At 53.4% G+C, this 26,842-nt stretch carries 24 protein-coding genes, 1 tRNA gene and 1 pseudogene; 12 read left to right on the top strand and 14 right to left on the bottom strand.

What is annotated here, in order from left to right; all coding sequences use genetic code 11:
- Window positions 1-67 precede the first annotated feature (67 nt).
- From ACZ89R_RS19840 to ACZ89R_RS19805, 8 genes and pseudogenes are all read left to right on the top strand, one after another.
- Window positions 68-763, top strand: coding sequence for an ABC transporter permease (locus ACZ89R_RS19840; RefSeq protein ID WP_008068748.1), 696 nt, complete (start codon window positions 68-70; stop codon window positions 761-763).
- Window positions 760-1,449 carry an ABC transporter permease gene (locus ACZ89R_RS19835; protein WP_429544830.1) on the top strand — a complete coding sequence of 230 codons (690 nt, stop codon included), beginning with the start codon at window positions 760-762 and terminating at the stop codon, window positions 1,447-1,449. The genes ACZ89R_RS19840 and ACZ89R_RS19835 overlap by 4 nt, the downstream gene beginning before the upstream one ends.
- Window positions 1,430-2,659, top strand: coding sequence for a methyltransferase (locus tag ACZ89R_RS19830; protein ID WP_429544831.1), 1,230 nt, complete (start codon window positions 1,430-1,432; stop codon window positions 2,657-2,659). The genes ACZ89R_RS19835 and ACZ89R_RS19830 overlap by 20 nt, the downstream gene beginning before the upstream one ends.
- Before the next feature lie 343 nt (window positions 2,660-3,002).
- Entirely contained in the window at window positions 3,003-3,827 is an 825-nt protein-coding gene (locus tag ACZ89R_RS19825) for an FkbM family methyltransferase (RefSeq protein ID WP_218396930.1), read from the top strand.
- Window positions 3,828-3,905: 78 nt separating this feature from the next.
- Window positions 3,906-3,981 (top strand) — tRNA-Thr (locus ACZ89R_RS19820).
- A gap of 171 nt (window positions 3,982-4,152) precedes the next feature.
- Window positions 4,153-5,475: a tyrosine-type recombinase/integrase gene (locus ACZ89R_RS19815; protein ID WP_429544832.1), complete on the top strand. Its 1,323-nt coding sequence runs from the start codon at window positions 4,153-4,155 to the stop codon at window positions 5,473-5,475.
- Window positions 5,476-6,387: 912 nt separating this feature from the next.
- Window positions 6,388-7,367, top strand: a pseudogene (locus ACZ89R_RS19810) (integrase domain-containing protein).
- A gap of 327 nt (window positions 7,368-7,694) precedes the next feature.
- Window positions 7,695-8,561, top strand: coding sequence for a hypothetical protein (locus tag ACZ89R_RS19805; RefSeq protein ID WP_429544833.1), 867 nt, complete (start codon window positions 7,695-7,697; stop codon window positions 8,559-8,561).
- 264 nt (window positions 8,562-8,825) lie between these two features.
- On the opposite strand, the gene ACZ89R_RS19800 is transcribed toward ACZ89R_RS19805, so the two are convergent.
- From ACZ89R_RS19800 to ACZ89R_RS19780, 5 genes are all read right to left on the bottom strand, one after another.
- Window positions 8,826-9,239: a hypothetical protein gene (locus ACZ89R_RS19800; RefSeq protein WP_429544834.1), complete on the bottom strand. Its 414-nt coding sequence runs from the start codon at window positions 9,237-9,239 to the stop codon at window positions 8,826-8,828.
- 184 nt (window positions 9,240-9,423) lie between these two features.
- The gene (locus tag ACZ89R_RS19795) at window positions 9,424-12,489 is read right to left on the bottom strand and encodes a DEAD/DEAH box helicase (RefSeq protein ID WP_429544835.1); all 3,066 of its coding nucleotides are present in this window, start codon (window positions 12,487-12,489) and stop codon (window positions 9,424-9,426) included.
- A gap of 591 nt (window positions 12,490-13,080) precedes the next feature.
- Window positions 13,081-13,437: a hypothetical protein gene (locus tag ACZ89R_RS19790; protein WP_429544836.1), complete on the bottom strand. Its 357-nt coding sequence runs from the start codon at window positions 13,435-13,437 to the stop codon at window positions 13,081-13,083.
- Window positions 13,403-13,801 carry a carboxymuconolactone decarboxylase family protein gene (locus ACZ89R_RS19785; protein WP_007939479.1) on the bottom strand — a complete coding sequence of 133 codons (399 nt, stop codon included), beginning with the start codon at window positions 13,799-13,801 and terminating at the stop codon, window positions 13,403-13,405. Before ACZ89R_RS19785 ends, ACZ89R_RS19790 begins: the two co-directional genes overlap by 35 nt.
- Window positions 13,802-14,050: 249 nt before the next feature.
- Window positions 14,051-14,800, bottom strand: coding sequence for a hydroxypyruvate isomerase family protein (locus ACZ89R_RS19780; protein ID WP_429544837.1), 750 nt, complete (start codon window positions 14,798-14,800; stop codon window positions 14,051-14,053).
- A gap of 296 nt (window positions 14,801-15,096) precedes the next feature.
- Here ACZ89R_RS19780 and ACZ89R_RS19775 point away from each other — a divergent pair, with 296 nt between their 5' ends.
- Entirely contained in the window at window positions 15,097-15,420 is a 324-nt protein-coding gene (locus tag ACZ89R_RS19775) for a hypothetical protein (RefSeq protein WP_063341871.1), read from the top strand.
- A 66-nt stretch (window positions 15,421-15,486) separates the two neighbouring features.
- On the opposite strand, the gene ACZ89R_RS19770 is transcribed toward ACZ89R_RS19775, so the two are convergent.
- Together ACZ89R_RS19770 and ACZ89R_RS19765 are read right to left on the bottom strand one after the other, a co-directional pair.
- The gene (locus ACZ89R_RS19770) at window positions 15,487-16,197 is read right to left on the bottom strand and encodes an SDR family NAD(P)-dependent oxidoreductase (protein ID WP_429544838.1); all 711 of its coding nucleotides are present in this window, start codon (window positions 16,195-16,197) and stop codon (window positions 15,487-15,489) included.
- Between the two features lie 42 nt (window positions 16,198-16,239).
- Window positions 16,240-16,461 carry a tautomerase family protein gene (locus ACZ89R_RS19765; RefSeq protein WP_007897514.1) on the bottom strand — a complete coding sequence of 74 codons (222 nt, stop codon included), beginning with the start codon at window positions 16,459-16,461 and terminating at the stop codon, window positions 16,240-16,242.
- Window positions 16,462-16,733: 272 nt separating this feature from the next.
- On the opposite strand from ACZ89R_RS19765, the gene ACZ89R_RS19760 reads away from it, so the two are divergent.
- Both ACZ89R_RS19760 and ACZ89R_RS19755 read left to right on the top strand, forming a co-directional pair.
- Complete coding sequence (locus ACZ89R_RS19760; RefSeq protein WP_429547833.1) at window positions 16,734-17,891, top strand: AAA family ATPase; 1,158 nt, start codon at window positions 16,734-16,736, stop codon at window positions 17,889-17,891.
- Between the two features lie 592 nt (window positions 17,892-18,483).
- Window positions 18,484-19,410, top strand: a complete 927-nt coding sequence (locus ACZ89R_RS19755; RefSeq protein ID WP_218396915.1) for a LysR family transcriptional regulator — start codon at window positions 18,484-18,486, stop codon at window positions 19,408-19,410.
- Here the strand turns inward: ACZ89R_RS19755 and ACZ89R_RS19750 are convergent.
- From ACZ89R_RS19750 to ACZ89R_RS19720, 7 genes are all read right to left on the bottom strand, one after another.
- Window positions 19,327-19,644, bottom strand: a complete 318-nt coding sequence (locus ACZ89R_RS19750; protein WP_008068739.1) for an AzlD domain-containing protein — start codon at window positions 19,642-19,644, stop codon at window positions 19,327-19,329. The two genes, ACZ89R_RS19755 and ACZ89R_RS19750, sit on opposite strands and share 84 nt — an antisense overlap.
- Entirely contained in the window at window positions 19,623-20,339 is a 717-nt protein-coding gene (locus ACZ89R_RS19745; protein ID WP_253547142.1) for an AzlC family ABC transporter permease, read from the bottom strand. Before ACZ89R_RS19745 ends, ACZ89R_RS19750 begins: the two co-directional genes overlap by 22 nt.
- Window positions 20,336-20,749, bottom strand: coding sequence for a GNAT family N-acetyltransferase (locus ACZ89R_RS19740; protein WP_192346624.1), 414 nt, complete (start codon window positions 20,747-20,749; stop codon window positions 20,336-20,338). The genes ACZ89R_RS19745 and ACZ89R_RS19740 overlap by 4 nt, the downstream gene beginning before the upstream one ends.
- Before the next feature lie 46 nt (window positions 20,750-20,795).
- On the bottom strand, window positions 20,796-21,542 hold the full coding sequence (locus ACZ89R_RS19735) for a 2OG-Fe dioxygenase family protein (protein ID WP_429544839.1): 747 nt from the start codon (window positions 21,540-21,542) through the stop codon (window positions 20,796-20,798).
- A 231-nt stretch (window positions 21,543-21,773) separates the two neighbouring features.
- On the bottom strand, window positions 21,774-23,060 hold the full coding sequence (locus tag ACZ89R_RS19730) for an OprD family porin (protein WP_429544840.1): 1,287 nt from the start codon (window positions 23,058-23,060) through the stop codon (window positions 21,774-21,776).
- 235 nt (window positions 23,061-23,295) lie between these two features.
- A complete protein-coding gene (locus ACZ89R_RS19725; protein ID WP_218396911.1) occupies window positions 23,296-23,691 on the bottom strand; it encodes a nuclear transport factor 2 family protein in 396 nt (131 codons plus the stop codon).
- A 17-nt stretch (window positions 23,692-23,708) separates the two neighbouring features.
- Entirely contained in the window at window positions 23,709-24,380 is a 672-nt protein-coding gene (locus tag ACZ89R_RS19720; RefSeq protein WP_429544841.1) for a DsbA family protein, read from the bottom strand.
- Window positions 24,381-24,634: 254 nt separating this feature from the next.
- Between ACZ89R_RS19720 and ACZ89R_RS19715 the strand changes: the two genes are divergently transcribed.
- Complete coding sequence (locus ACZ89R_RS19715) at window positions 24,635-26,722, top strand: TonB-dependent receptor (protein ID WP_429544842.1); 2,088 nt, start codon at window positions 24,635-24,637, stop codon at window positions 26,720-26,722.
- The last annotated feature ends 120 nt before the right edge of the window (window positions 26,723-26,842 follow it).

Below are 26,842 nucleotides of genomic sequence, written 5' to 3'. Positions count from 1 at the left end.
CTGGCCGGCGCCGTTCTGTGACGGTGTCGGTCCTTCGCCTTGCCTGCCGCGATTTGAATAGAAATCCATGATTATCGACCTCTACGGATTCGGCCCGGCGCTTGCCGCTGGTGCGCTGATGACTGTGAAACTGGCACTCTCGGCCTTGTGCCTGGGGCTGGTGCTCGGTCTGCTTGGCGCCTTGGCCAAGACTTCCCCGTACAAGCCGCTGCAATGGCTTGGCGGCACTTATTCCACGCTGGTTCGCGGCATCCCGGAATTGCTCTGGGTGCTGTTGATCTACTTCGGCACAGTCAACCTGATGCGTGCCTTGGGCGAGTTCTTCGGCAACCCCGACCTCGAACTCAACGCCTTCGCTGCCGGTGTGATTGCGCTGGGGCTGTGCTTCGGCGCCTACGCCACGGAAGTGTTTCGCGGTGCGATTCTGGCAATCCCAAAGGGTCACCGTGAAGCCGGCGTGGCCCTGGGCCTGTCGAAATTTCGCATCTTTACCCGGCTGATCATGCCGCAGATGTGGCGCATCGCCCTTCCCGGCCTGGGCAACCTGTTCATGATCCTGATGAAAGACACTGCGCTGGTCTCCGTCATCGGCCTGGAAGAAATCATGCGTCACACACAAATCGGCGTGACCATATCCAAGCAACCGTTCACCTTCTATATGGTGGCCGCCTTCATGTATCTGGGTCTGACCATTCTGGCCATGACCGGCATGCACTTTATGGAACGACGTGCCGCTCGCGGCTTCGCGAGGAGCACCCAATGAACTGGGAAGTCATCATCAAGTGGCTGCCAAAACTGGCTCAGGGCGCGACGCTGACCCTGGAACTGGTGGCCATCGCCGTGATCGCCGGGTTGCTGCTGGCGATTCCGCTGGGCATCGCTCGCTCGTCACGACTCTGGTACGTGCGGGCATTCCCCTACGGCTACATCTTCTTTTTCCGCGGTACGCCGTTGCTGGTTCAGCTGTTCCTGGTCTATTACGGCCTGGCGCAGTTCGATGCGGTGCGTAACAGCTCGATGTGGCCGTACCTGCGCAGTCCGTTCTGGTGCGCCACGGCGACCATGACCCTGCACACCGCGGCCTACATCGCCGAGATCCTGCGCGGCGCGATCCAGGCCATTCCACCGGGCGAGATTGAAGCGGCGCGGGCGCTGGGCATGTCCCGGGCCAAAGCGCTGTTCTACATCATGCTGCCGCGTGCGGCGCGCATCGGCCTGCCGGCCTACAGCAACGAAGTGATCCTGATGCTCAAGGCCAGTGCCCTGGCCAGCACCGTGACCTTGCTGGAATTGACCGGCATGGCTCGCACCATCATCGCCCGCACCTACTTGCCGGTGGAGATCTTCTTCGCCGTGGGCATGTTCTATCTGCTGATGGCTTACGTGCTGGTTCGTGGCTTCAAGCTGCTGGAGCGCTGGCTGCGCGTCGATGCCTGCCAAGGGCGTTGATTCCTGCGTGCTGACGGGCGAGGCCCTGCTCGCCCGTTTCACCGCGCTGGATGCTTTTCTGATCGAGCATCAGGCGCTGTGGAAGCCTCGACCGTTTACCCATCTGCAACTGCCTTGGGAAGCGTCCTACCCGGAGTTGGCGTTTTGGCTACGCGGCCGGTCGCTGGAGGATGCGGAAAGCAGTCATAACCAACCTTGTTTGCTCGATGCGCCGGAGCCATTTGCTTCATTGGCGGCGATGTCTGCTGAACTGAGCACGGTGGGTGAATTACCAGCTCGTACACTTGAAGCGGCAGGTCATCGATTGAATGTGGATGTGCCGGGACGTAAGTGGCAGCAGATTGAAGCGTTCGCCGGTCGCCTGCAGTTCGCTCAAGCACCGACGCATTGGCTGGATTGGTGTTCGGGCAAGGGCCATTTGGGGCGACGCCTGTTGCAAACCGGGCAACAACTGACCTGCCTGGAGTTCGACCCGGCGCTGGTCGCCAGCGGCCAGGCGCTCAGCCAGCGTCATCAGTTGCATGCGTTGCACGTCGAGCAGGATGTGCTCGCGCCAGGCGCAGCCTCCTTATTGAACGCCGATCACACGCCCGTAGCGCTGCACGCCTGCGGTGATCTGCATGTGCGACTGATCCAGCTCGCCAGCGCCGCCGGTTGCAAACAACTGGCCATCGCACCGTGCTGCTACAACCGGATCAGTCTGGGCACCTATCAGCCGCTTTCCTGTGCGGCTGAGCGCTCCGACCTACGTCTCTCCCTTGATGATCTTGCGCTGCCGATGAGCGAAACCGTCACCGCCGGCGCTCGCGTCCGACGCCAGCGCGACACCTCCATGGCCCGGCGCCTGGCGTTCGACTTGCTGCAACGGCAACTGCGCGGCGTCGACGAATACCTGCCAACCCCCTCCCTGCCCAGCGCCTGGCTGGACAAGCCTTTCGCCGATTACTGCCGCGATCTGGCAGCACTCAAAAACTTATCCACAGTGGATGCCCCAGATTGGACTACACTCGAAACCGCCGGTTGGCAGCGATTGGCTGAAGTCCGCAATCTGGAGCTGCTGCGAGGCCTTTTCCGACGGCCGCTGGAGCTGTGGCTGGTACTTGATCGGGCACTTTTCCTTATTGAACAGGGTTACGCCGTTCGTCTCGGCACCTTCTGTAAAACTCCACTCACGCCGCGCAATTTCCTACTCCTTGCAGAACGTCCTTAAATAGCCACAGCCTGTGGATAACTCTGTTGATGGAATTATCGTGGATCCAATATCCAAGCTGTTTTACGCCTTAAACACTGCTGGTCATTTTTTGTTCACACAAATAAAAAACCCGCAAAACAGGCATTTGCGGACAAATGAGAACGAGTCTACAAAATCGTAATGAACAGGCAATCGCCCCTAGCCCATTGTGCATAAGCATTTCATCAAAACGACATAACCGCCGAATACCGGACATCCATAGCGGAAAATTGCACCTTGCAACGTCCCTTGCTATACACGCATACAAGGACGCCGACAGTGCGGACATGAACAAGAAAAATCTGACCGACAGGATGCGACCGTGACGTTCATTTCTTACGCCCAGAATTTCGAAGACATCCGCCTGTGGCGCGCCCTCAAATACGTCGAAAATGGCTTCTATATCGATATCGGGGCCAACCACCCCACCCAAGACTCCGTCACCAAGGCCTTCTATGACCGCGGCTGGACCGGCATCAACGTCGAACCCATGCCAAATTATTACGACGCCCTGTGCGAACAACGCCCCAACGACATCAACCTGCAATGCGTGGCCGGCGAAAGTGCCGACGACCTGACCTTCTACGGCATCGCCGGCACCGGCCTGTCGACCCTTGACCCGGCCCTGGCCCAGCAACACAAAGACGCCGGCATGGACGTGCGCAGCCAAACCGTCAAATCCCGCACCCTGGCCTCCATCTGCGAACAACACGCCGGGAACCGTCCGATTCACTTCCTGAAAATCGACGTCGAAGGCCACGAAGAAACCGTCCTGCGCGGCATGGACTTCACCCGATGGCGACCGTGGATCATCCTCATCGAAACCCCATGGGAACGCGACCAGACCTGGGAAACCCTCGTCACCGGCGCCGGCTACCAGTCCATCCTGTTCGACGGCATCAACACTTACTACCTCGCCGAAGAACACCTGGCCCTCAAACCCGCCTTCGACATCCCGCCATGCAACCTGGACGAATTCCAGTTCTGCCGCGGCCACAACTTCAGCCACCCCATCACCGACGCTGAAAACCACCTCGCCGCCGCCCTGCAACGCGCCGAACACGCCGAAGCGCAGTTGCGGGCGATGCAAAACAGCCGAGCCTGGCGTGCCCTGCAGAAGCTCAAGAAAGTGCTGGTTCGCGCCTGACCGAACGCCGGCGTAAAAATAGTCTGAATTCAGGGGTTTACAGAACCAACCCAATCGCTATAATCGTCGCCCTAACATGCCGGTATAGCTCAGTTGGTAGAGCAACTGACTTGTAATCAGTAGGTCCCGGGTTCGACTCCTGGTGCCGGCACCATACAAGGTTCCAGAGAAGGCTTTCAAAATCTCTGGAACCCCCGAAAAACCCGCCTTCTGGCGGGTTTTTTCGTTTTGGGGTTCCGTCAGGTTACGTCAAAATCTGGTGGATTCCAGCAGTTTTAGGGGTAATGTTAGGGGTAAGGTAATTCGATAAAGGGGGAGTACCCTTATGTCGCGCACCACTGCTCCACTCTCCGATTCGGCTTGCCGCTCAGCGAAGCCCACCGACCGCGCCTACAAGCTTTTCGACGGCGACGGCCTCTACCTTCTAGTCCAACCCAATGGCCGTAAAGGCTGGCGTCTCAGGTATGTAAAACCTGATGGACGCGAAGGACTAACCTCGTTCGGCAGCTACCCCGTGGTCGGACTCGCCGATGCGCGCAACAAGCGCCTAGAGGTCAAACGGATGCTGGCAAAAGGCATCGACCCCATAGAGACCAAACACCAAGCCAAGACGCAGGCCGCAATAAAAGGCCGAACCTTTGAAAGCGCCGCACTGGACTGGCACAAAGCGATGTCTGCCAAATGGGCACCGGGCCATGCCAAGACGGTTCTGAGCCGCCTCAAAACCCATGTCTTCCCGCTGATCGGTGCTCGCTCCATTGTCGATCTGGACACCCATGACCTGATGCAACCTCTGGAAGCGATCCAGAAACGCGGCACGATTGACGTCGCTTTAAGGGTACAAAACTACCTGCAAAGCATCATGCGCGAGGCGAAACGTGCTCGACAGATCGCCGCAAACCCTGCCTCCGACCTTGAAGGTTTGATCAAAGCTCCGAGGGTGATTCACCGCCCTGCTTTACCCTTATCGCGTCTGCCTGAATTGCAGGAGCTTATCGACACCTACAGAGGCCGCGCACTTACCCGGCTGACGGTCATGCTCTCGCTGCATGTGTTCGTCCGCTCCAGCGAACTGCGCTTCGCCCGCTGGAGCGAGTTCGACCTCAAGCGCGGCACCTGGGAGATACCGGACACTCGACCCGCGTTGGACGGAGTGCCCTTTTCAACAAGGGGAACGAAGATGGCCGGGGACATCCACCTTGTACCCTTATCGCCACAAGCCGTGGCTCTGCTTGAACAGATCCAGGTCCTCTCCGGCAAATTCGATCTGGTGTTTGCAGGCGATGCCAAGCCTTGGAAGCCCATGTCTGAAAACACGGTGAACAGCGCACTCAGAAAGATGGGGTACAACACCAAAGCCGAAATATGCGGGCATGGGTTTCGGTCGATGGCCTGTAGCGCGCTGATTGAGTCAGGGCTGTGGTCCGAGACAGCCATTGAAAGGCAGATGAGCCACAAGGAGCGGAATAACGTCCGCGCCGCTTACATCCACAAGGCCGAGTTCATTGAGGAGCGCAGGCTGATCATGAACTGGTGGAGCCGGTACCTAGAGGCCAACCGGCAGGAGCATGTCACTCCACACGAGTTCGCGAACCAGACCGGAGCGAACGTCACTCGCCTAAAAGCAAAACGTGGCGCAACCGAGTAAGCGTTCGGTCTTCATATCTCAGTGATCCGCTTGTCCACGCGGGTCCATCCAAACAGGGCTGCAAAGCCGCCCTGCTTGGATGGACCTCACTTAAAAAATCTAAAGCCCACGCAACTGTCTGTGGAAAACCACAGATTTCCACCGGTGGATAATTTCATCCACAGCCGCAGAATTCCCGAGAACTCGAGCCTTGACCCGAATTATCCACAGGCGTAGAAAAGATCGGGCAAAGCGCTGTCGTTGACAGCAACCCCAGGTAGCCAGAACCTTTAAGGCTACGCCACACCGTGGTGGTTCTCCCAAAGTGCGATTAGCGTCCGGCGGCTCGCACGGTCACAGTGATGTGATGGATGCCTACTTTTACCAGCGTGCCCACTGCGGCAACTCATTCCCTTTCATAGCTGCCCTGCAGCAACCTATCCGCTTGGCCATTTCCTTGCGCCAACCTGCGCCCGTCTCTTTCTTCCGGAAAGAGACGGGCGCTCCTACCGCTGCTGCAGCCCAACTCGTACAAGGCATTGCGGCATTTCCCCTCGTGACAATCGGCGTGACAAACACCGAAGTCACCAGCAACAGCGACGCAGATGATGGTGCCGCAGCCCAGAGAATGGACTGCACCTGACTGACAGTCAGGCATGCCCCGGTCATCGCATCACTGCTTTTACCTGACTCAGGATCTCGCGGCGTTGGATTCGTCAGCCGATGCAGCCACCACCCGCCCACTTCCTCGGAAGTGTTCAGGAGGCCAGATCATGAGATGCCCAAGCTCCCGGTCGTAAAGAGCCGCCAGTCCCGCGTTAGTGGACAACCCTCACAGGTCGCAGGGGCCTTGATCCCTGATAACACTCAGCATTCTTGGCGGGATGACGTGGGGAAAGTTTTAAAAGTTTTGGTTTCGAGAGGAGTTTGCTCATGGCATTGGTAGGAAGGCGAGACGGGCGCAATTTTGGCTATGGTCGGCAGCTGAGCTATGCGGGGCCACAAGCATTACGTGATCTTTTTGGCGGCGGGCATTACGGCACGGTCAAAGCGCACAGTGATCGGTGGCAGGCATTTGTGCGGTGGTGTCGGTCGAAGGATGGGCCAGGGTTTAACGATGCGCGGCAGATAGATCGGCAGACCTTGCTGGACTACGCCGGACATCTGCGTCAGCAAGTTGAACAAGGCGCTATAGGCATCGCCACCGCGCAAAACCGGTTGTCCAGCGTGAACCGGACCCTGGCTGCGCTTCGCGGTGATCAGTATATGAGAGCGCCAAGTCCAAGTAAGGCGCTGGGAATGCAGCGCTCCGGTATCCGCAGTGAAGTACCTCAAGGCCAAGACCGCGCACAAGTGAAACGGATCGTTGAAGTGCTATGTGAACATCAGCAGCCACGAGTCGCTGCCATCGTGCAGTTGGCACGCGAAACCGGGATGCGTTTACGTGAGGCCATTTTAGCAAACCTGCCCCGGCTGCAACGTGAGGCCAAACAACTCGGCAGGATCAACATCCAGGACGGCACCAAAGGCGGTCGTTCGGGCGCATCAGCCTCTCGCTGGATTACGGTAAGCAATAAGATCCGCTAGGCACTGGCATTCGCCCATCAAGTTCGCCAAAAGGTAGCCGCAACCTATTGGCCCCGAACGAAAGCTACCTAGACTTCCTAACGAGCACCGTCCGTCCCGCTCGAGACCTCCTCCACACGCATGAACTCAGAGGCTTTCATGAGCTGCGGGCGGCTTATGCGTGCGAACGCTACGAGGAAATCACTGATCACCTCGCGCCCATCAACGGTGGTAATTGCTACCAACTCAACCAACACCTCGATCAGTTGGCCCGAGTACAAATCAGCTACGAACTTGGTCACGGTCGTATCGACGTGGTTTCGGCTTACATTGGTGGTCGAGCATGAGCAAAACATTTGATATGGAACTGTTCCTGGCGAGCGTACTGACTGGATCGTATACCACACGTCAACGTCACCTTCGGCAGGCAAAGATAATCCAAACGACAATTGTTAATCGCTGGAACCTGGAAAACCCGTGGATATGGCAACGAAAGCACCTTATATGGTTCCTAAACAACAGCGCGAATAATAAGTCAACCTCCACCCATTATTATTACGTACTGACCGCTCGTTTGATCGTATCTCGGTTAAAAAGAGGGTGGCGGTTACCGAAATAACCATACGAAATTTCTTGGGACGATGCTTACTCTGGAGAAGTCATGCTAAGCTCTGATGCACCAATTAAAAGCGAAAAACTCAACAACAAATTACAACCGGCCAGCAATCAACATTACTCCTTTAAAAGTCACCATGAACAAAAAAGTTATTTTATGTGCCTGGATCTGCGCAACATCTATAATTCAGATTTTTTTGGATAAAGTTATTTTCCCAGAAAATGACAAAATACAATATAGAGAGATGGAACTCTACAGACCACGAGCGGATTTCGAATACAAATTAACTGAACTGTTAAAAAGTATACGCACCAACCAGTATTATGAGAAGTTAAACATTGAAGATACAAAACGAACAATTGACACAGCCTATATACATACACTTCTTGAGTATCATCGAGAGATCGTTCAGCTCTACGACGTAGCGGGATCAAAAGAAATTCTATTAGCGCTTCAAGAAATGGGTACCGATATTGTACGAATGTCTAAGAGCATTGGATATAATACTTGCGTTCCCAGCGATCAGTTTTCCAACTTCAATACTTCTGCAAAAGAGATAGCTCCGCTAATAGATAAATTAAGTTCCATCAAAGAAAACATATTAAACTTTGACGAAAAAATTCGTAAAGCTAAACCTGATCATCTCGAAAACGGAAAGTTTGATACTGAAGCAGCGGCAGAAAAGGTCAGGCTATTGATCGAGCTTATGAAAGATCCATATCTATATGTTAGATTCAACAACAAAGACCCAATTTCTGATTTCCAAAAATACATAAATGACTTCGACACCATACATGAGACATATAGAACCTGTGCTGCCAACTATGCAGAGAGAAACGAACACAACAACCACATTAAATTGTTTTATCAAATTATGACCTTCTTAATTCTCACCATACTTATGTATAGAAAAGACTTGTTATAAATATTCAAATATTCAAGAAATATCATCCACGTTGATTAGTAATGCTTTACATAGCCATGACTGACCAACACACCGTTCGCCTTTGGTCGAGTAGAGAGAGAGCGCTTACAACCCATGCAAACTTAAACCCATTGACCTGCCTAAAACATACCAAATATCTTGTCACTTTACTTTTACCAAGTCGGTACAATTCGGGGGAGATCATTGGCCACCCTGGATACTTAAATTGATTTCTCCATTGCTAAAGTAAAATTAATGGCGAGATTAAGGCATATCGCTTTTTGGCATAGCATTGAGCAAACTGTCACTTGTAGCCCATGGTTTTACAGTAGTCACAGATTTACGATTCGGCTTAATTTTTTGTTTCCGCACCGACCCCCATTGATAAATAAGTTCTTGTTCGTATGCCTCTACATCCTTGAATGCAGCTTCTCCGATATGTGCAATGTAGAGTGAAAAATCAGATCGTAACATTCCAGCAATCAAGTGCATATATCCACTGTTATACCTAGCAGAAGCTGTATAACCAGAACTTTGACTTGTACCGAAACTCTTAGCTTTACCTATATAAAAAGGCCTATCTCCATCTTGAGGATGGTGGAATACGTACAAACAGAAGCACTGACGCTTAGCATCTTCGAGTGTATCGTATGTAAACTTTTCCCAAACCAGTTGCATTGGTTTACCCCGACATCAAACTACAATCATTATAAAAACAGTGCGGCAAAACTTCAGATTTGTTTTCGAGTAAATCTTACCATGCTATAAATAACTAACTCCCCTTAGGTACTACAAGAGTCACAAAACCAAACTTGCCCTCACTGAACCTCTCAATCAATGAGTACCACTCGCAAAAAAGCCCCTAGGAAACGAATACCTTGAATGCCACATCATTATTTGCCGAAGTTGCTGTCCATGAGTCTAGCAACTGGAATGCCTGAAGACTTTCATGTATGCATTCATTACCGCGACTCACTTGATTAGAAAAATGAGTCCGAGAAAAAGCGTTTCCGATCACAATCCAAATTTCTTTTTCCACCCGTAAAGAATTTCTTCGTTCAGTAAACACGCGCCACGCTTCATCAACCACAGTCTCATAACCCACCCCTAATCTCGCCATATAAGCGTCGGGGGCTTCCTTATGAATCAGCCGCACTCGCTTTAGGAGGTCAGGGTGAGTTAGATCTAATCGCCACGGAGCGCCTAGCAATCGATGATTCCCAAACTTAAGATCCTTATTAGGACTTATCAAAACCTCCATATTTTTTATTGCTTGCCCACCTACTTCTGCAATTGCACCCGCTGAGGATCGCGGCTGCAAAGTATCTCCACACTTAACATGTATAAATACCAACTTTGTTTCAGAACTGGCAATAAAATCTGCAGGCTCTGTATTTAAATCAGTGCAGAGCAAATAATCAATATCAGGTATATGCGAGAAAAATGGACCATATTCAGCCACACGCATATTAGAGTCATTTACATTTCGAATTTTGTCTATTAAAAAAAACACGGAATTAGGTAGAAAAGCGTTTTGTACCAACCCAGCGGAACCTCCTTTTTCATCCATTCCGGGCGAAAGTAACTCGTTTACCTTTATAATTGAGCGACCTATGGCGGATTTATCTAAGTCAAATCCTGCCTCAAGTGGTAGTCTAAATTTATAATATCGTCCTTGGTAGAACGCTGATGAATTTATATACAGAATCCTCTGCAATCCAGCAGTAAACACTTCCGTCATCGACTGTCCAGAGAAAAACTCCTGCCCGGAATCAGATATCTGTTGATTAAGAAGCCTGTAGTTACTATCTAAAACAAGTCTAGGTGCGTGTGTATTTATGTCATATGACAAATAGATATGCACATCCCCTAGTTCCGTCCGATAAACAAAACTATTAGAGCCAGACACATACTCTAGATAAATAATATCATTAATTAAATTAAACTCCTGCCCATTTAACGCAAACATCAGAGGATCGGAAAAATCACAAAAATCAAGAATGATGCTTGCAGGCTCACACTCCGGAGGGTTAGCAACGGGCTTCGCGAAAGAATTTATTAAATTACTTTCGACGACCCTTCCGCTATTTATCACATCTACAACATCATCTATCCACGCAGCTAATCCGCGCAGACTTAGGTTCCTATTCTTCTGATCAGAAATTCGTCCAGATCCTACACCGAGGTAATAGCTACTTTGTGCAACACCATTCTGCGATAGATTATCAACCATAAGTGTTGACAGTGCATAGGAGGCGTTGGACTGCGCCGAGTGAATATCTTCGAGATTACGTCCTCGCCATGAGACTCCTTCTGGACGCCGCCTAGCTTCGCCTATGGCCATACTTGTGGCCGACTTGGTTCTAATGCGGTCAGTTCTTGCTCCGAGGGATAGAATTTCCTCCAGTGAAATTACACCGCCAAGACCAATTTCAGCTTCACTCGAATAGTTAACGCCTCTACTATCATAAACAACGAATAGGTCACCAAGCTCTCTACAAATTACAACTTGAAGCGCCGGCTCAAAAAATAAAGAATCCTTTAAAAACCTTGAATTACTAAAACTTATGCTTAGAGCAATTGAAAAACCTAGAGACTCTCGAATTACGACAAGCTCACCAGCCATAGTGAGCTTCCAATATAAGGCATCTATAAATTTAGCCATCGTAAAAGCAGGCGTCTTCTTTATAAAACAGAGAGATGCCAGAGGAATAGTTAAGCTTTGTTCCACATCGAAATTATCAATATCAAATTTCTTCCTAAAGCCTGAGTCAAAATAACTTACATCAGGGAAGGCATCAAGATACCTCTTTAGGAGCATTGATGTATCAAGTGACTTTAAGAACGAAACACAATTATCGCGAACACTAATATACTCATCAAAATCTAGGAAATTTCTCCACAAGCTCGAGTTGGAGTTCGAGTTTATTTCCAACGTAAACGCATCATAATTCCGATGTGCCCGAACAACCCGCCCGACTGTTTGCACAAGCTCTCGACCACTACGGACGGCATATGTCAGAACCAGAATTTTTGCTTGTGGAATATCTATACCTTCATCAAGTTTTCTCTGATGAATAATCACATCATAACTGGAGTTTTTAAGTGACCTAGGAACTGTAGATTTAAAGTTCTCTCTTGCATCGCCTGAAAACTGTTGGTGGACAGCCAATACAGAAAACTCCGGAGAAAATAATTCGGCGTATAACTCTATAGCTTCAACATTTTCGCATTTTACAATACACTTGGTATTAGGCTGTTGCTCTAAAAGTTCTTTTACACGCGGAAGCAGTCTTTCATAAGCCATAGACTCCCAAACCGGCTCACAGAGAACATTGTCTTCAAGCGCATGTTTGTATGTATAAACATAGCTCCATTCGGGAGCAACATCAAATTTAAATAAATCGTTTCTATATGGCGTAGCAGTTATTATGACTTTATGGGCTCTAAATGACCGTGATATTTCACTCCAGATTGGGGACGGCTCGGAATGTCCCTCATCCACAATTACCAGATCCACAGCCTCAACTAACGCACTTAAAGCCACCTCAGATAGCGACGACAACATCTGAAAAGTAGTAACATTTATACTTTTATCTTCAGTAAGTGCCACACCATCAATTACTGTTTTCAATTCAATATCATATTCAGGCAGTCTATCAGTGAAAAACTCCCCTGAAAGCTGCTTAACCAGTTGCTCCCGTACCGCCGAACGATGGCAAATAACTAATATTTTCTGCTGTTGCCCAAAGTGGGCTAGAACAGAAATCACTCCTGTTTTACCACCCCCGGTGGGCATGCTTACCAAGCATGAATGGCGAGTTTCTGGTTGGTTAAGGTAATCGAATGCCAGCTCAAGCGCATTTTTCTGGCCTTTACGAAGGACATTCCAAAGGTCGTCGTTAACTTCTACAGCCCCGAACTCCATTTCTGATCTCCATACCCTACGCTCAGCACCGGGATAGTTAGCTGAGTCGGAAAGCATACCGGCACAAAGCTACTACACCCACATATTTTTGACTATTCACTACCAGCCCTCCCTTCAATGCAATTCGCTTCTGCAAATTAAACGAATATCGCTCATTTTCATCAGGAGGGCTCAAAAAGTCAGATGCGTGCGTCTTCACCTAGCTAGAGGTAGATTTAGGGGTATATCCAAGACTAGCCGCCTATAAAAAACTTTATTTACAGATAGTTAGGTATAGGTTCGACTCCTGGTGCCGCACCATACAAAACAAAGCCCTCGCAGCAATGCGAGGGCTTTGTTGTTTCTGGGGTTGGAGAATCTGCTTCCACCCGACCTTGATAGCCCCACCAAATTCGCCTGCGCGCCTGCCATTACACATTCGCTTCAGCATGACGTTGACGAGCGACTGCACCCACCTGAAATGCACACCAACACACCCGCCAAGCCTAGGTTGGCATTGTCTGCATGCTCAAATCGTGCGGGTCTTTTTTGCTCGAACCAGGGATACGACGATTTCCATCTGGGAAAATAAAGTTGTCCCTTTTCCACTTCTCAGGGGTTGTTGTTCCCGGATGCAGCTCCTGCCTGGGGCCCTTTGCCGAGCAAGGGGGCGGTTTCCACTTCCAGCATCAGCAGCACCATTTCCGTCAACTGGGCGTCGGACTTCTGTCCGGCATAGAGGTCATGGAGTGCTTTGGCGAAGGGGATGCGCAGGTCTTGGTTTTCTTCGCGGCCGGTATCGCTGTATTGCATTAGTTCGCTGATGGCTCGCAGCACAGCCGCTTGCCACCGAGCGGTGGTCCTGGGACCATCGCTGGTGATTGCAATCAACTTATCCTTCGTCAGCTGGCGAAGGGCAGGTTCGCGCAACGGCTTAAGCGGCTTTGGGTTGCGAGTGATCTTTGACATACCGGACGATACTCAGCGTTTCCTGCCGGAACTGCTCGTAATCGATCTGCTGGGCGTTAATAAAGGTGCTGCCCATCATGGTCAGCGAGCCCATAAAGCTGGCTTCGGAAATTTCCTCATCGCTCGCGCCAAACAAGCGCGCGGCTTCGGTATGGAACAGGGCGCAATACTTGCAACGGGTCGCCCCGGAAACCGCCAGACCTATCAACTCCTTGTACTTATTAGGAATCTTGGTATCCGCCAGCCAGAAGTCCCGGGCCACGCCCCAGAATCCGATCGCTCCGCCTTCCGGCATCTGCTTGATCCACTCCGGTACCAGACCCAGGGTCTGCTCAATTTCCTGATAGGTATCACGAATGGCCATTTGACACCTCCTTACCTCTGGAGAGACATCTGCTACAGAGATACAACTAGTTTAGTTCGCTGGCGGCCATGCCAGAGCCGGAAGCAGCACGACTCCAGCAATGAATTCTTAAACATCGTAGAAACAACAGGATGGATTTAGTTTTTTTGGGCGCAATGACGTGCCACTAAGTACCTGAAGTTATAGAACTTGGTGGATTAGCTCTGATCGCTCGTATGTGAAATACGAATCCCGTCCGCATCGCAAGCGCTAAGCACTTAGCTGTTTAATCCAGTCAAGGCTCGCAACAGTGGAACCGGAAGGACGGTATTCACACCCGATCCATCCTGTGTAGCCACGCTGCTCCAGCGAGGCGAACAAAGCTGCGAAGTCGATGTTCCCTGTTCCCGGTTCGTGACGCCCCGGGCAGTCGGCTATTTGCACATGGACTGTTCTGTCATAAAACCGAGCCAGAACATCTACCGCATCTCCGGTCAAAAGCTGAGCATGGTAAAGATCGAGAATCAGCCCGACACTCGGGAAGGTCTCCAGCACCTGTTGCGCCTTGCTGAAGTCAGACATGTAATAGCCCGGCATCTCTTGCGTACAAATGACTTCGATAAGCGGCCGCAATCCCTGATCCTCGAAGTACTTGACGGCATACTCCAGGTTGCCTCCGAAGATAGGTCCTGCGTCATCCTGCGCCGTAACGCCAGACATGATGTGGACATCCGAACATGCCAGCGCCTTTGCATAGCGGGCGGCCTGGAGCAAACCGTGGCGAAACTCTTCTTCCTTGCCCTGCAAGGCAGCGATGCCTTTGGTAACGCCCGCCGGTGCGGCGAACTGAATCAACGGCAGACTGTATTGCGCCAGGTGGTCTGCCAGGAGGCTCGCGTCGAATTCATAGGGCGACGGGAACTCCACTGCCCGAAAACCCGCTGCGGCGGCGGCTTCGATGCGTTGCAGAAAAGGCAATTCATTGAATTGGAAACCGAGATGAGCGTTGAACTTGAGCATTAGGTAAATATCCATCCTTGGGAAGAAACGAAATCATCGGCTTGGAGCATCCTTCGCTGCTCCAGCACTGCATCAAAACAAAGCACTTGCAGAAATGCGAGGGCTTTGTTGTTTCTGGGGGTTCGTGGGGCTAACAGCATCGGCCCGAACAGTCAGCACAAGAAGTCTCTCAGCCACTAATGAGCAGATCTCCCTCTGCTACGCTTCACAAGCCACTGCTTTCCTCAGTTGTGATTTCCGGTAACTACGTGGCACCACACGACCGAAAGAAACACCAACGAGTAAGGAACACTCCCATGACTCTTCACAAAATAACCCTGGCGGGTGCGCTGTTGTTCACTCTGGCCGGCTGCAACTCCATCGCCAGCAGTACCAACACGCTAACCGATGAGCAGATCAAATCTCAGAGCGCCGGCGCGTTGGGCTATTCACCTTCTGACTTGAGTATTGTCAGCCGTCGTACTGAAGGCACGAATACTTATGTCGCGCTTAAAACCAATGATAACCAGCAGTTCAACTGCATCATTAACGGCGGCAACCTGCTGACGCTGGGTATGACCAATCCGCCGTCATGCGCGAAGAAAGGTGAACCGATCAAGGTAGCGCCGTTCGGAGGTTAATGATTCAAGGATGAGAGCGCTGGTCGTCGTCCTTGCTGTGAACAGCGCCCTACTCCTGAACCGCTCTCAGTGCCCCGCACTCTGCCCACCATCAACATGCAAGATCTCGCCGGTGACAAAGTTGGCGCTGTCCAGATACACCACAGCCTGAGCAATATCGCTGATCTCTCCCATGTGCCCCACCGGGTGCAAACTTCCCAGTGCTTCGTGGGTTTCCTCACCATGCATCGGCGTCTTGATGATGCCCGGGGAAACCGCATTCACCCGAATGCCACGCTTGGCGTACTCAATGGCCAAGGATTTCGTCGCCGCGTTCAATCCACCTTTGGTCAATGAGGCCAATACCGACGGCACACCGTCAATCGCGTGGTCCACCAGGCTGGTGGTGATGTTGACGATGTGGCCGCTGCCCTGTTTTTCCATCTCGGTGATCGCGAGTTGGGTGATGTAGAAGAAACCATTCAGGTTCACCGACAGCACAGCAGCATAGTCCTCGGGGGTGTAGGCAGTGAATGGCTTGGCGATGAAGATCCCGGCGTTGTTTACCAAGGTGTCGATACGGCCGAAACGTTCGATCGTTTCACGGATGACTCGCTGGGCGATCACCGGGTCGCCGATGTCGCCGGCAACGGTGAGGATGTCCGGGTCGGTGGATGGCTGGATCGAACGCGAAGTGGCGACAATCCGGTAATCGAGATCACGGAAGGCCTTGACCATGCCTGCGCCGAGACCTTGAGAGGCGCCAGTAATAGCGATGACTTTTTTCGAATTGCTCATGATGAACCCTCTACTACTGAATGATGGTTTTGACAGACGCGGTCATGACTGCCCTTGCGCCTCAGCCAGTTGCTTGCGGTATTGGGTAGTGGTGATCCCGGCATAGCCCCAGTTATCGGTGTCGACTTCTTCGATCACGATGTGGGTCAGGTCCGGGCGTTTGTTGAGGACGCGTTCCAGGGTTTCAGTGATTTCGGCGATCACCTGAGCTTTCTGCTCGGAGGTAACGCCATCGCGGGTGATGCGTACGCTTACGAAAGGCATGAGGAATCTCCAGTGACCCTCTCATCGGAATTGATGGGGAGGCATTGGAGAGGAATGTAGGAGGTTGGATCAGGGGGATAAAGGTGGGGACGGGAACATCATTAGTGACGTGGTGTAATGAGTTTATTTTGATGACATGCCTTGAACCTTTTCTTTCGCTACGAAAGTTCAGAAAGATTGCTGATCTGAACGCTCGCAGGCCACACTCAAACCTTTATGCTAAATTATGGCTGGTCAATAATTATGGCTTATCCATAAAAAAAGGTAATCGCATGAGCAGCATTTTTCAGCGCCCTGAACTGGCTGAACAGATGGCAAATCAGCTTCTCAATCCGGGAGTTCTCGATGAGGGTCTGCGCTCAGGTTTGTTTCTGTCCGGCCTGCGCAGGACCGGTAAAACGACATTCCTGAGGAACGACCTCATCCCGGCCCTGGAAGAAGCAGGTGCTCTGGTCATTTACGTCGACTTATGGAGCGACACACTGGCCAATCCCGCAACGCTCGTGCATGACGCTATCCGTCAACGCTTGGAAGAACTCCAAACGCCCGGCTCCAGTCTGCTCGAAATGCTCAAGCGTGTTAGCGGTGTCGATGTCGGTGCAGCCGGATTCAAGTTTGGTTTCAAGCTCGACAGCATTGGCAATGCAGGTGGGCCATCGTTGGCACAGGCGCTGACTGAGGTGGTCGATCAAGCGAAAACAGACTTGGTGCTGATCATCGACGAAGTGCAGCATGCCATTTCCTCTGACGACGGCAATCAGTTGCTCCTGGCACTTAAAGCGGCTCGTGATGCAATCAATCCACGCCCGAATACACCAGGCTACTTTCTGTTCATCGGAACAGGATCGCACCGGGCGCAAGTCAGTGAACTGACCGCAAAGCGGAACCAGGCGTTTGCCGGTGCAACGTCGACGGCTTATCCGGTGTTGAAAGGTGATTATGTTGAATACCTGCTCAACCGCCTCGCAATGACGGTGAAGAAGGAAAAGTTGCCGTCTCTCGAGGTTGCCATTGAAGCATTCAACACCTTGGGGAATCGACCTGAAGAAATGCTCAAGGCGCTACGGCAGTTGATGCAGCAAGAAGGTGATCCCGATCTTTTTCTGCCAGTAATTGCCAGTACTTTGCGCTCGGCAGCGGCCAATATTGAGCTTGAAAAAGTGGAGCAGTTAGGCAGTCTGGCTCAGGCTATTTTCAACAAAATCGCATCCACAGAAGGCAATGCACGGGGGATATTCTCCATTGATGCAGCGGCTGAGTATTCGAAGACTGTCGGTCGAGAGGTGCGTGTTGAAGAGATTCAGCCGGTGGTAATTGCGCTGGTAGCCGAGAACATCATCATGCGCAGAGGGCATGGGATTTATGCGATTACAGATCAGTTTGTTCAGGAAATCTGGCTGGAAGAACGAGCGTTGATTGATGCTAGTTAGCGCTGGAGAGGAATGAGCAGACCTCCGCTACGAGGTGCAACAACATCCCCAGCCAACGAATTAGCCGAACCCATCTGCTTCCCAGCGAAAAGAGATTTTCGCAGCCCCAAAAAACGCCGACACACGGTCAAATAACCCGTTGACACCCGCGTCACACGGGAAGAAAATTTAATCGAGAGCGCGAAACCGACTGCCTTCAGGTGGCGATAGTCGATGTAGGAGCCCCGTTGATGACCTGAAAATCAGCGCTCGGGTAAACCTCTCCTCCCCTGCTTGAGGGAGCACAATATCAAGCACCTATTCATGAAAGCAGCTTGATCAGGCTGCTTTTTTTTGCCTTGGAAAAAGGTTTAGCTGCTGCCAAAAAACGCCCACCCTCCCCCCATCCGGGCCTTTTTTGCCCCCTGATCACCTACCCTCCACCAAAAACCCGATCCTGTGTAAGCCTCAAACCATCGGACGCAGAATCATTTCGCTACTAAACTCGGGACAAGCATGCTCAGGTGCAGGATCATAGCCAGCACGCGACCGACGCCCACCCGGCGGCCAGGTACACAACAATAGCCAGCCCACTTTAGAGGGCATTACCCAAATGGATAGCAGAACCTTACGTAACCTCATGCGCATTGTGCAGACCGGCTCATTGTCGGCGGCGGCAGAGCATTCCTGTTTGACCGTGCAGGCATTGGCCGCGCAGTTGAACAAGGTTGAAGAGCAGTTCGGTTTTCGGTTGTTTCGTCGCTCCAACAAGGGGCTGACCCTGACAACGCAGGGCACGGAGCTCACGCCCTACATGGACAAAGTGTTGGTCGCCACGCGGCAACTGGAAGAAAAAGTCGCCGCGCTGAAGGTGCCTGGGCAGCGCACGCTCAAGGTTGCGCTTAACACCACGCTCTCAGCTGACTTCAACCGGCGAATGATCGGACGCCTCATTGAGGTGTTTCCTGATTATCAACTGGAATTCAGCTACGCCGAGTCGATGGAAAACCTCAGCAAGTTGAAGAATGAGGATTTCGACCTGGCCGTGCTGATCGGCCCGCAACAACCGGGGTTACCCAGCATTGCCCTGCCCCATGTACAGGTGCAGGTGGTCGGTGCTCATTGCGGACAGGAAAACGATCCGCTGATGCTGCTCGGCAATAAGTTTCAGGTTCGGCCTGCCGATGATTGTCCGTATTCCCACAGCTTCTTGCGTTTTCTCGACGCCGGCCTTGGTAATTACGAGTCAGGCAAGCGGATGATCTATTCCTGCAGCGAGACCCTGACCCTGTCGTTGATCACGCAAATGGACGGCCTCGGCATGGTTTCCCGTGAAGCGGCGCTGCGTAACGGCCTGACCATTTTCCCGGGTTTCGAGGATTCCCTCGAAGTGCGGTTGGCGGTCAATAATCCCGAGTTATCGGGCCAGGCCTTGAACGACGTGGTTGCTCTGTCACTACATGAACGACCCGAGCGCAATGTACGCAGCCGTCCCAACCGCCACACTGAGAAAGAGGTTTTTGCTGAAATACGCACATAACAACGTCGGAATCGCTGCATAGAATTCCGGGCGATCGAGCTGCACCTGCTGATCCTTGATCAACAGCGGCGTAAGGCTGATTGCAGCGACGATCGCCACCGGCAGGTATTCCAGCGCCCTGGCGACGAAGGGCGGCCAATGGTCGGTGTTCACTTGCAGCGGCAACGCACGCGGCAGGAACGTCACGGCCATCATTAGCACGACGACCAGGATCAGGAACGTTTGGTCAGGCATACACCCACCCCGCAGCCCACAAATGTGGCGATGAACACGTTGAAGGGTGAATTGCCGATCAGGCTCAGGACACCCATGCAGGCGACCGCGGCCAGTGCGGCGATCAGTTTATTGCGGGTGTTGCACAGCGATACCAGCACGTAGAGCATCATCGCGGTCAGCGCATAGTCGAGCTGATATTTGATCAGGTGCGCCGCGTACTGCGCGCAAATTGCTCCCAGCAAACCACCCAGTACCCACGACGTGTGGCAATACAGATTGAAGCCGATCAGATAACGCACATTGACCGGCGTGCCCTTGCCCAGTTTGACGCTGTGGAAGGCGAACGATTCATCGGTCAGCCCGCCGGCATAACACCAGCGCTCGAGACGACTGAGCCCCATCGCCTGCAAGGCCTTGGCCATGTAGACCGACATCAGCATGTGCCGTGCATTGATCAGAAACGTGGTGAGGATGATGGTGGTCAGCGACGCGCCGCTGGAGATCAGCGCCAGGGCGGCGAACTGCGAGGCACCGGCATAGACGAACAGGCACATCGCGACCGGCAGCCACACGGGCAATCCGGCATTGACGGCCATCAAACCGAACACAAACGACACCGTGAAGTAGCCCGCAATAACCGGGCTCGCTTCAGCAAACGTGCGCGAGGGCTGGGGCTCGACCATCAGCGGCTGGCTGCTGGACGTCTCATTCATAAGTCCCTCTCAAAGGTCGTTTCGCCACGCGGCTCGCAAAAGCCCTGGGCACTCCAAAAACGTTTGCCGGCAAGGTTAGCATCGTCAACGAACAGGAACATCCGCAGCACACCGACCCGTTTCATGTCTGCCGACGCCGCTTCCACCAGACGCTGACCGACGCCCTGGCTGCGATACACCGGGCTCACCGCCAAGTGATTGATGGTGCCACGGCTGCCGAGCATGCCGCCCAACACCGCGCCGACTACTTCGCCACGGATATCGAGCGCGAGGAACGCAGCAGTGGTTTTTTGCACCAACACACCGCGCAGGCATTTGGCGTCCTGCCATTCACAGAACGACACTTCTTCGAATTGCCGAAAGAAGCACTCCAGGCGCTGGGCATCCTTGGCCGTCGCGCGCTGCAGCATCACCGGTGCAGGGCACTCAGCGATGTGCAACATGGGGTCTAGCTGTTCAGCGAACAATGTCGAAAGCGGTCCCGGGCCGCGAGAAGGAAATGGCCAGAATCTGACGATAGGCCATTTCGTGGGCGTGGGTGTTACGTGCCGGTGTCACGTAGTGACGCATGTCGCGATCGAGGAAGTAGGTGGTGTCGAGGATTTCCAGATAGGTCGTCGCCGCCAATTGTTCCTCTTGGGCCGAATACAAACGGCTCTCCGCCCCATCCACGTTATTGCGACCCCAGAAATGCACACCGCTGAACGGATAACCGTCGCAATGAATGCCTTCAGGGGTGATTTCCAGTTGCTTGCCTGGCTTGATCTCAATGCGGATCTGATGGATCTGGCATTGCCAGATTTCGTCGTGCAACTCCGGCGGCAATACGTGTTTGTACACCTCGAAATCCGCATCAATGAGGCTGCGCATCACCGGCGAATTGATGACTTCGTTGGAGAAATCCTGGAAGTGCCGCTCAAGTCCACCGACGTAGCTGTTGTTGGCCTTCGATTGCACGTAGGCGCGGTGTTCCAGCTGCGTCAAGTCACGGGTGACCGGGTTGTATTCGAAATCGCTGTAACGACGGAAACGCATGCCCGCATCGGCCTGGCCGTAATAGCTGTCCGGCTCCATGCTTTCCCAACTTTTGGTCAATCTGACGAAGTCGGAAAAATGACCGAACAGATTAAAGTCAGCTCCCTGGACGTTGACATATTTGTCGCGCCGTAGCGATTCGCCAACTTCTCTGTTTAAAACGATCATTACTAGGTCTCCGCTGCATTTAGCGGCTTAATCTAGTAGGTGCAGGATTTGCGGCCCATGAGAAAGAATTTCAGGCATATCAAGCGTTGATTGAAACGCGGTATGAAGTTGCTTTAATTCGACTTTCTGCGATCGAAAACAGCCATTTTTTGTATTTTCCTACGTTCATGAGGCGAAAAAAACCCTGAACCAGTCAGGGTTTTTATCGAGTTTGAACAACTCAGTCGATCATCAGAAGATGTTGATCGGGTAATCCACGAATACGCGCAATTCGTTGCCGCTGACGTTGTACTCGCTGGATTTGTGCGACACGCGCAGGATCGAGCTGCGTACCTTCACGCTCAGATCTTTGGCCGGGCCACTTTGCACGACGTACTTGAACTGGTTGAAGATCTCGCGCTCGGTACCGCCCTCGCTGGTGGAGGTGGTGATGTTGTCACCGCGCACGTAGGCAACGTTGTAGCTCAGGCCAGGAACGCCAAAAGTGCTGAAGTCCAGGCCATAGCCCAACTGCCAGCTGCGTTCGTCTTCGGCATTGAAGTCAGACCAGTAGGAATTCGCCAGGTAGATGGTATTGCCGCCGTCGCCGACGCGACCTTGATCCTTCTGATAGCCGCCGTAGGCATAGCCCAGGTTGCTGTCGCCGGTGCTGCGTTGGTGAGCGAGAGTGAACGAATGCGGACCGGTGGCGAAGGTCGCTGCCAAGCTCCAGATCTTGTTGTCGTCGCCGGTAGCACCGCTTTCGCGGACGTAGGAATCGTCCAGCTTGGTGCGGTAGCCGTTGAAGTCCAGGGTCAGGGACTGATCCTTGTCGATCGGGAACACGTAGTTGGCGTTCACGTACTGCTTCTTCAATACATCTTCGACGTCGGACGCGTACAGCGCGGCCTTGAACTGTTCGGTGAACTGGTAACTACCGCCCAACACGTTGATCGACTTCAAGCCACCGCTGTCACGGCCTTCAGCACTTTTGCGCGATTCGGCGGTGAAGCGACCTGCGTTCAGTTCCAGACCTTTGATCTCCTTGGAGGTGATCAAAGTGCCGGTGTAGCTTTCTGGCAGCAGGCGCGAGTTGTCATAGTTCAGCACCGGCAAGGCCGGCATCTGGTCGCCATAGGTCAGCGTGGTGCTGGAGAGACGGAATTTGACTGCTGCGCCACCCTTCGACAGGTCGTCAGCCGCGTTGCCGCTGTCGCCCTGTTTGAAAAAGTCGATACCACCGGCGCCGCTGCGGCCTTTGCCGCCATCCAGACGCAGTGCGTACAGACCGAAAGCATCCACACCGACACCAACGGTGCCTTGGGTGAAACCGGACGAGAAAGTACCGATGGCCGCTTGGCCCCATTCGGCTTTGTCCGGGTTGCCGTCTTTATAGTCACGATTGATATAGGCGTTGCGCAGCAGCACTTTGAGGCTGCTGTCTTCAACAAAACCCTTGGATTCAGCCTGGTCGTTAGCCATGGCCTGAGTGGCGCTCAACATCCCCAGTGCGATCAGGCTGATTCGCTTGTTCAACATGTTATTTTCCTTATTACGGGTTGATACGCGCTGTGTCGAACCACTGAAATGGCGCTATCGCGCTCTTTTTTCACCCAAAAACAAAAAGGCCCGCCCACGAAAATTCGCGGCGGACCTTTTATTGTTTTGTGAGTCATGGCGGTTAGCCACAGGCGTTGGGCGCATCCTATCTGCGCCCTTAATAAGGTGTCAATTTCAGGAATCGTCTGTGAATAGGCGAAAATCGTCTAAGAAATCACTTGTCAGCGATAGCCAATTGCACGGTGTGGCTGTCGACGAATTGTTCGAAATGCGTGACTTTGCCGTTGGCCAGGGTCCACAAGTGAGCGACCCGAGCATTCATCGGGCGGCCGGTGGCTTTGTAGATTCCGCTGTAATTGCCGTAGGCAAACACCTTGTCGCCCTGTGCGACGTAGTGCTCGACCTTGAACTGAAAATCTTCCCACTCGGTGGCCAGGCGCTTGAACACGTTTTCGACAATAGCGTCGAAACCGACATAGGTCCCGGCGTACGGGAAACCTGCGGCCTCAGTCCAGCGAGCGTCATCGGCCAGCGCCGCGGCGGTATTGCGAGCGTTCTCCTGGGAGTTGGCGCCTTCGTAGGTGCTTTTAATCAGGCTCAGGTTATCCATGGTGACTCCAGGTGAAATCAATGGGCGCAGCCGTCGAGGCCACAGGTTTGAAACGCGGATGAAGACTCTTTCGCCGCAAACGACTGATCCAGCCATTGGGCGAAGGCTTGCGGCTTGCCGAGCCAAGGGCCGATGTCGACCAGGGTGAGCTGGCCATCCTGTTCCAGCGCAAAAGTCGGAAAACCCTGTCCACCGACCTTGGCCAGGAGTGCGCGGCTGTCCTTGATATGGCGCTCGGTGTCAGCTTCATTAAATGCCTGTTGGAACGCCTCGGGTTCAAGGCCGGTCTGTGTGGCGAGTTCCAGCAGCACGGCGTTATCAGCGATGCGTCGACCTTCCACGTAATGAGCCGTCTGCAAACGCCCCAGCAATGCTAGCCCGCGGCCAGCGATCTGCTCGGCTGCCAGCACAGCGGCAATCGGCGGCGCGGAATCGAACACTGCCGTCTCATCGCGCAGCAAACCTTCAAAATATGCCTCACCAAACGGCTGGCCGGTGTACTCGGCGATGCGTCGGTCATGGGGCATGACGTAATTGCGCAGTTGTGACGAAACGGTCTGGCGGTTGGCGCCGGTCATCATGCCGCCACCGTGGGCGATTACCGGCAGCACGCTTTGGGCGGCCTGCACCAGTGGCTTGGCGCCGTAACACCAGCCGCACAATGGGTCGTAAATGTAGTGAAGGATCATGGGAAGACTCCGGCAACAAAGTAGGAAAACTCAATGCCGGCAGATTAGTCCCCAGACAGTTTCGGAAAAACGCTGGAATGGCTTTCAGTCTGTTTCATGAATCGGTCGAATGCGACTTCGTATTTTTCGCATCAATCACGACACAACTTGAAACAATCAAGCAAAGACACCCTTCAAGAATAATTAACGAAAGTAAATAACAAGCATTACCATTCGCACCCTCGAATTTCTCTACCCTTCCGGATGCGCTTCAGATGCCTGCCCCCTCCCGCCTTACGCCCATCACCCTTGGGCTTTCCGCTTTTCTGTCTGCCGGTTTTGCCTGCGCTGCCACGACCGTTTTACCCGAGACCTCGATCAGCGCCGACGCACAAGTTGACGATCCGCGCGTAAAGGAAACCAGCACCGCGACTCGCACGGCGACACCGGTACGTTACGTGCCGCAGGCCATCGATTCGGTAAAAACGGCAAACGTGGTGGATTACGGCACCAACGATCTGGGCACCGCACTCAGTGGCATCCCCAACGTCAGCAGCGGCGCCGACACCCGCTTCGACAGCCTGCGCATCCGTGGATTCGACGCCAGCAACGACTTCTACCTTGACGGCATCCGTGACGACAGCCAGTACGTGCGCGATTTGCACAACATCGAACGCATCGAAGTCCTCAAAGGCCCGGCGGCGGTTTTGTATGGCCGTGGCAGCCAGGGCGGGATCGTCAACCGGGTCAGCAAGTTGCCGGAGTTTGGTCGCCGCTCGACCCTTGAAGCCCAAGGTGGCAGCGACGATCTGCGCAGCCTGTATGCCGACCTCAGCACCGACCCGAGCGAGAACATCAGCCTGCGCCTGAACATGGGCAATATGGACCAGAACAGCTTTCGCGATGGCGTCAGTGGCAATCGCCAACTGTTCGCGCCGTCCATGAGTTGGCAACTGACGCCCGACCTCAATTGGTTGGTGCAGTACGAATACAGCCGCTACAACCGTACGCCGGATCGCGGCATCCCCGGGGTCAACGGGCGCCCGGCGGACGTCGGGCCGGAGACGACCTACGGCAGCGAGCACGATTTCATCGACGACAAGTCGCAATCCCTGCGCTCGAAACTCAGCTACGAACTCAGCGACAACTGGCAGCTGCGTCATACGTTGGGCATATTCAAGCTCAACAGCGATTTCGACAACACTTACCTGACCAGTTATACCCCCGCGACCAACAAGGTCACGCGCCAACACTGGCAGCAGGAGCTGACCACCCGCAACGTCTATAACAACGTCGAATTGGAAGGCGGCTTCGATACATTCGGCCTGGAGCATCGCCTGCTGACCGGTATCGAGATCGGCAGCCAACGGCGCGATCCGACGTTGTATAACGCAGCAACTTCGGGGCGCGGCAGTTCGCCGGTTCCGGCGCTGGACCTGTACAACCCCAATCGCGACTTGCGCCATACCGGACGCATGCAGGTGTCGAGCAGCACGCACACCGAAGTCGAAAGCCGTGCGGTGTACGTACAGGACCAACTGCGCCTGAACGATCAATGGCAACTGCTGGCCGGTTTGCGTTACGACACCTTTGATATCGAGTCGACCAACAAGCTGCGAGACATTTCCGAAGATCGTGACAGCCACAGCACCAGCCCGCGTGTAGGCGTGGTCTGGACACCGCTGCACAATCACTCCTTCTACGCCTCCTGGACCAAGACCTTTTCCCCGGTCGGTGGCGGCTTGATCGGCATCACCCCAGGCGCGGCCAGCAACGACCTGAGCCCTGAGCTGACCAAACAGAAGGAAATCGGCGTGAAGAGCGACTGGCTCGACGATCGCCTGAGCACTACGCTGGCGATCTACGAACTGGAACTTTACAACCGTCGCACCAGCGACCCGAACGATCCGACCGTGACCTTGCTCACCGGCCTGCAACGCTCCCGCGGAATCGAATTGACCGGCACCGGCAAGATCGCTGGCAACTGGTACGTGCGCGGTGGCGTTGGCGTGCAGGATGCAAAAGTCGAGAAAGACAACAATGGCTTTGAAGGCAAACGCATCAGCAACGTGGCCAAGCACAACGGCAGCCTATTCCTGACCTGGAAACCGGAAATGGGCTGGTACGCCGAAACCGGTTTGACCCTGGTCGGTCAGCGTTACGCCGACAACCTAAACACCACTGTGCTGCCAGGCTATGGCCGTTGGGATGCATTGGCCGGGTTCCGGCAGAAAGATTGGGATTTGCGGGCGGCATTGAACAACATCACCGATCGCGAGTATTACTCGTCGGCCACCAGCGCAGCGCAGATCCAGCCGGGCGCACCACGGAGCCTAGTCGTGACCGGTACTTACAGTTTTTAAGAGCAAGATCAAGAGATCGCAGCCTGCGGCAGCTCCTACGCCGATCTATGTAGGAGCTGCCGCAGGCTGCGATCTTGATGTCCTGACAAACGCCAATTTTTCCAACAGGCATAAAAAAGC

This window comes from Pseudomonas sp. TE3728, assembly GCF_056279145.1.
Note: the sequence above shows the minus strand (reverse complement) of the source record. Positions and strands in the feature narration are given on the sequence as shown.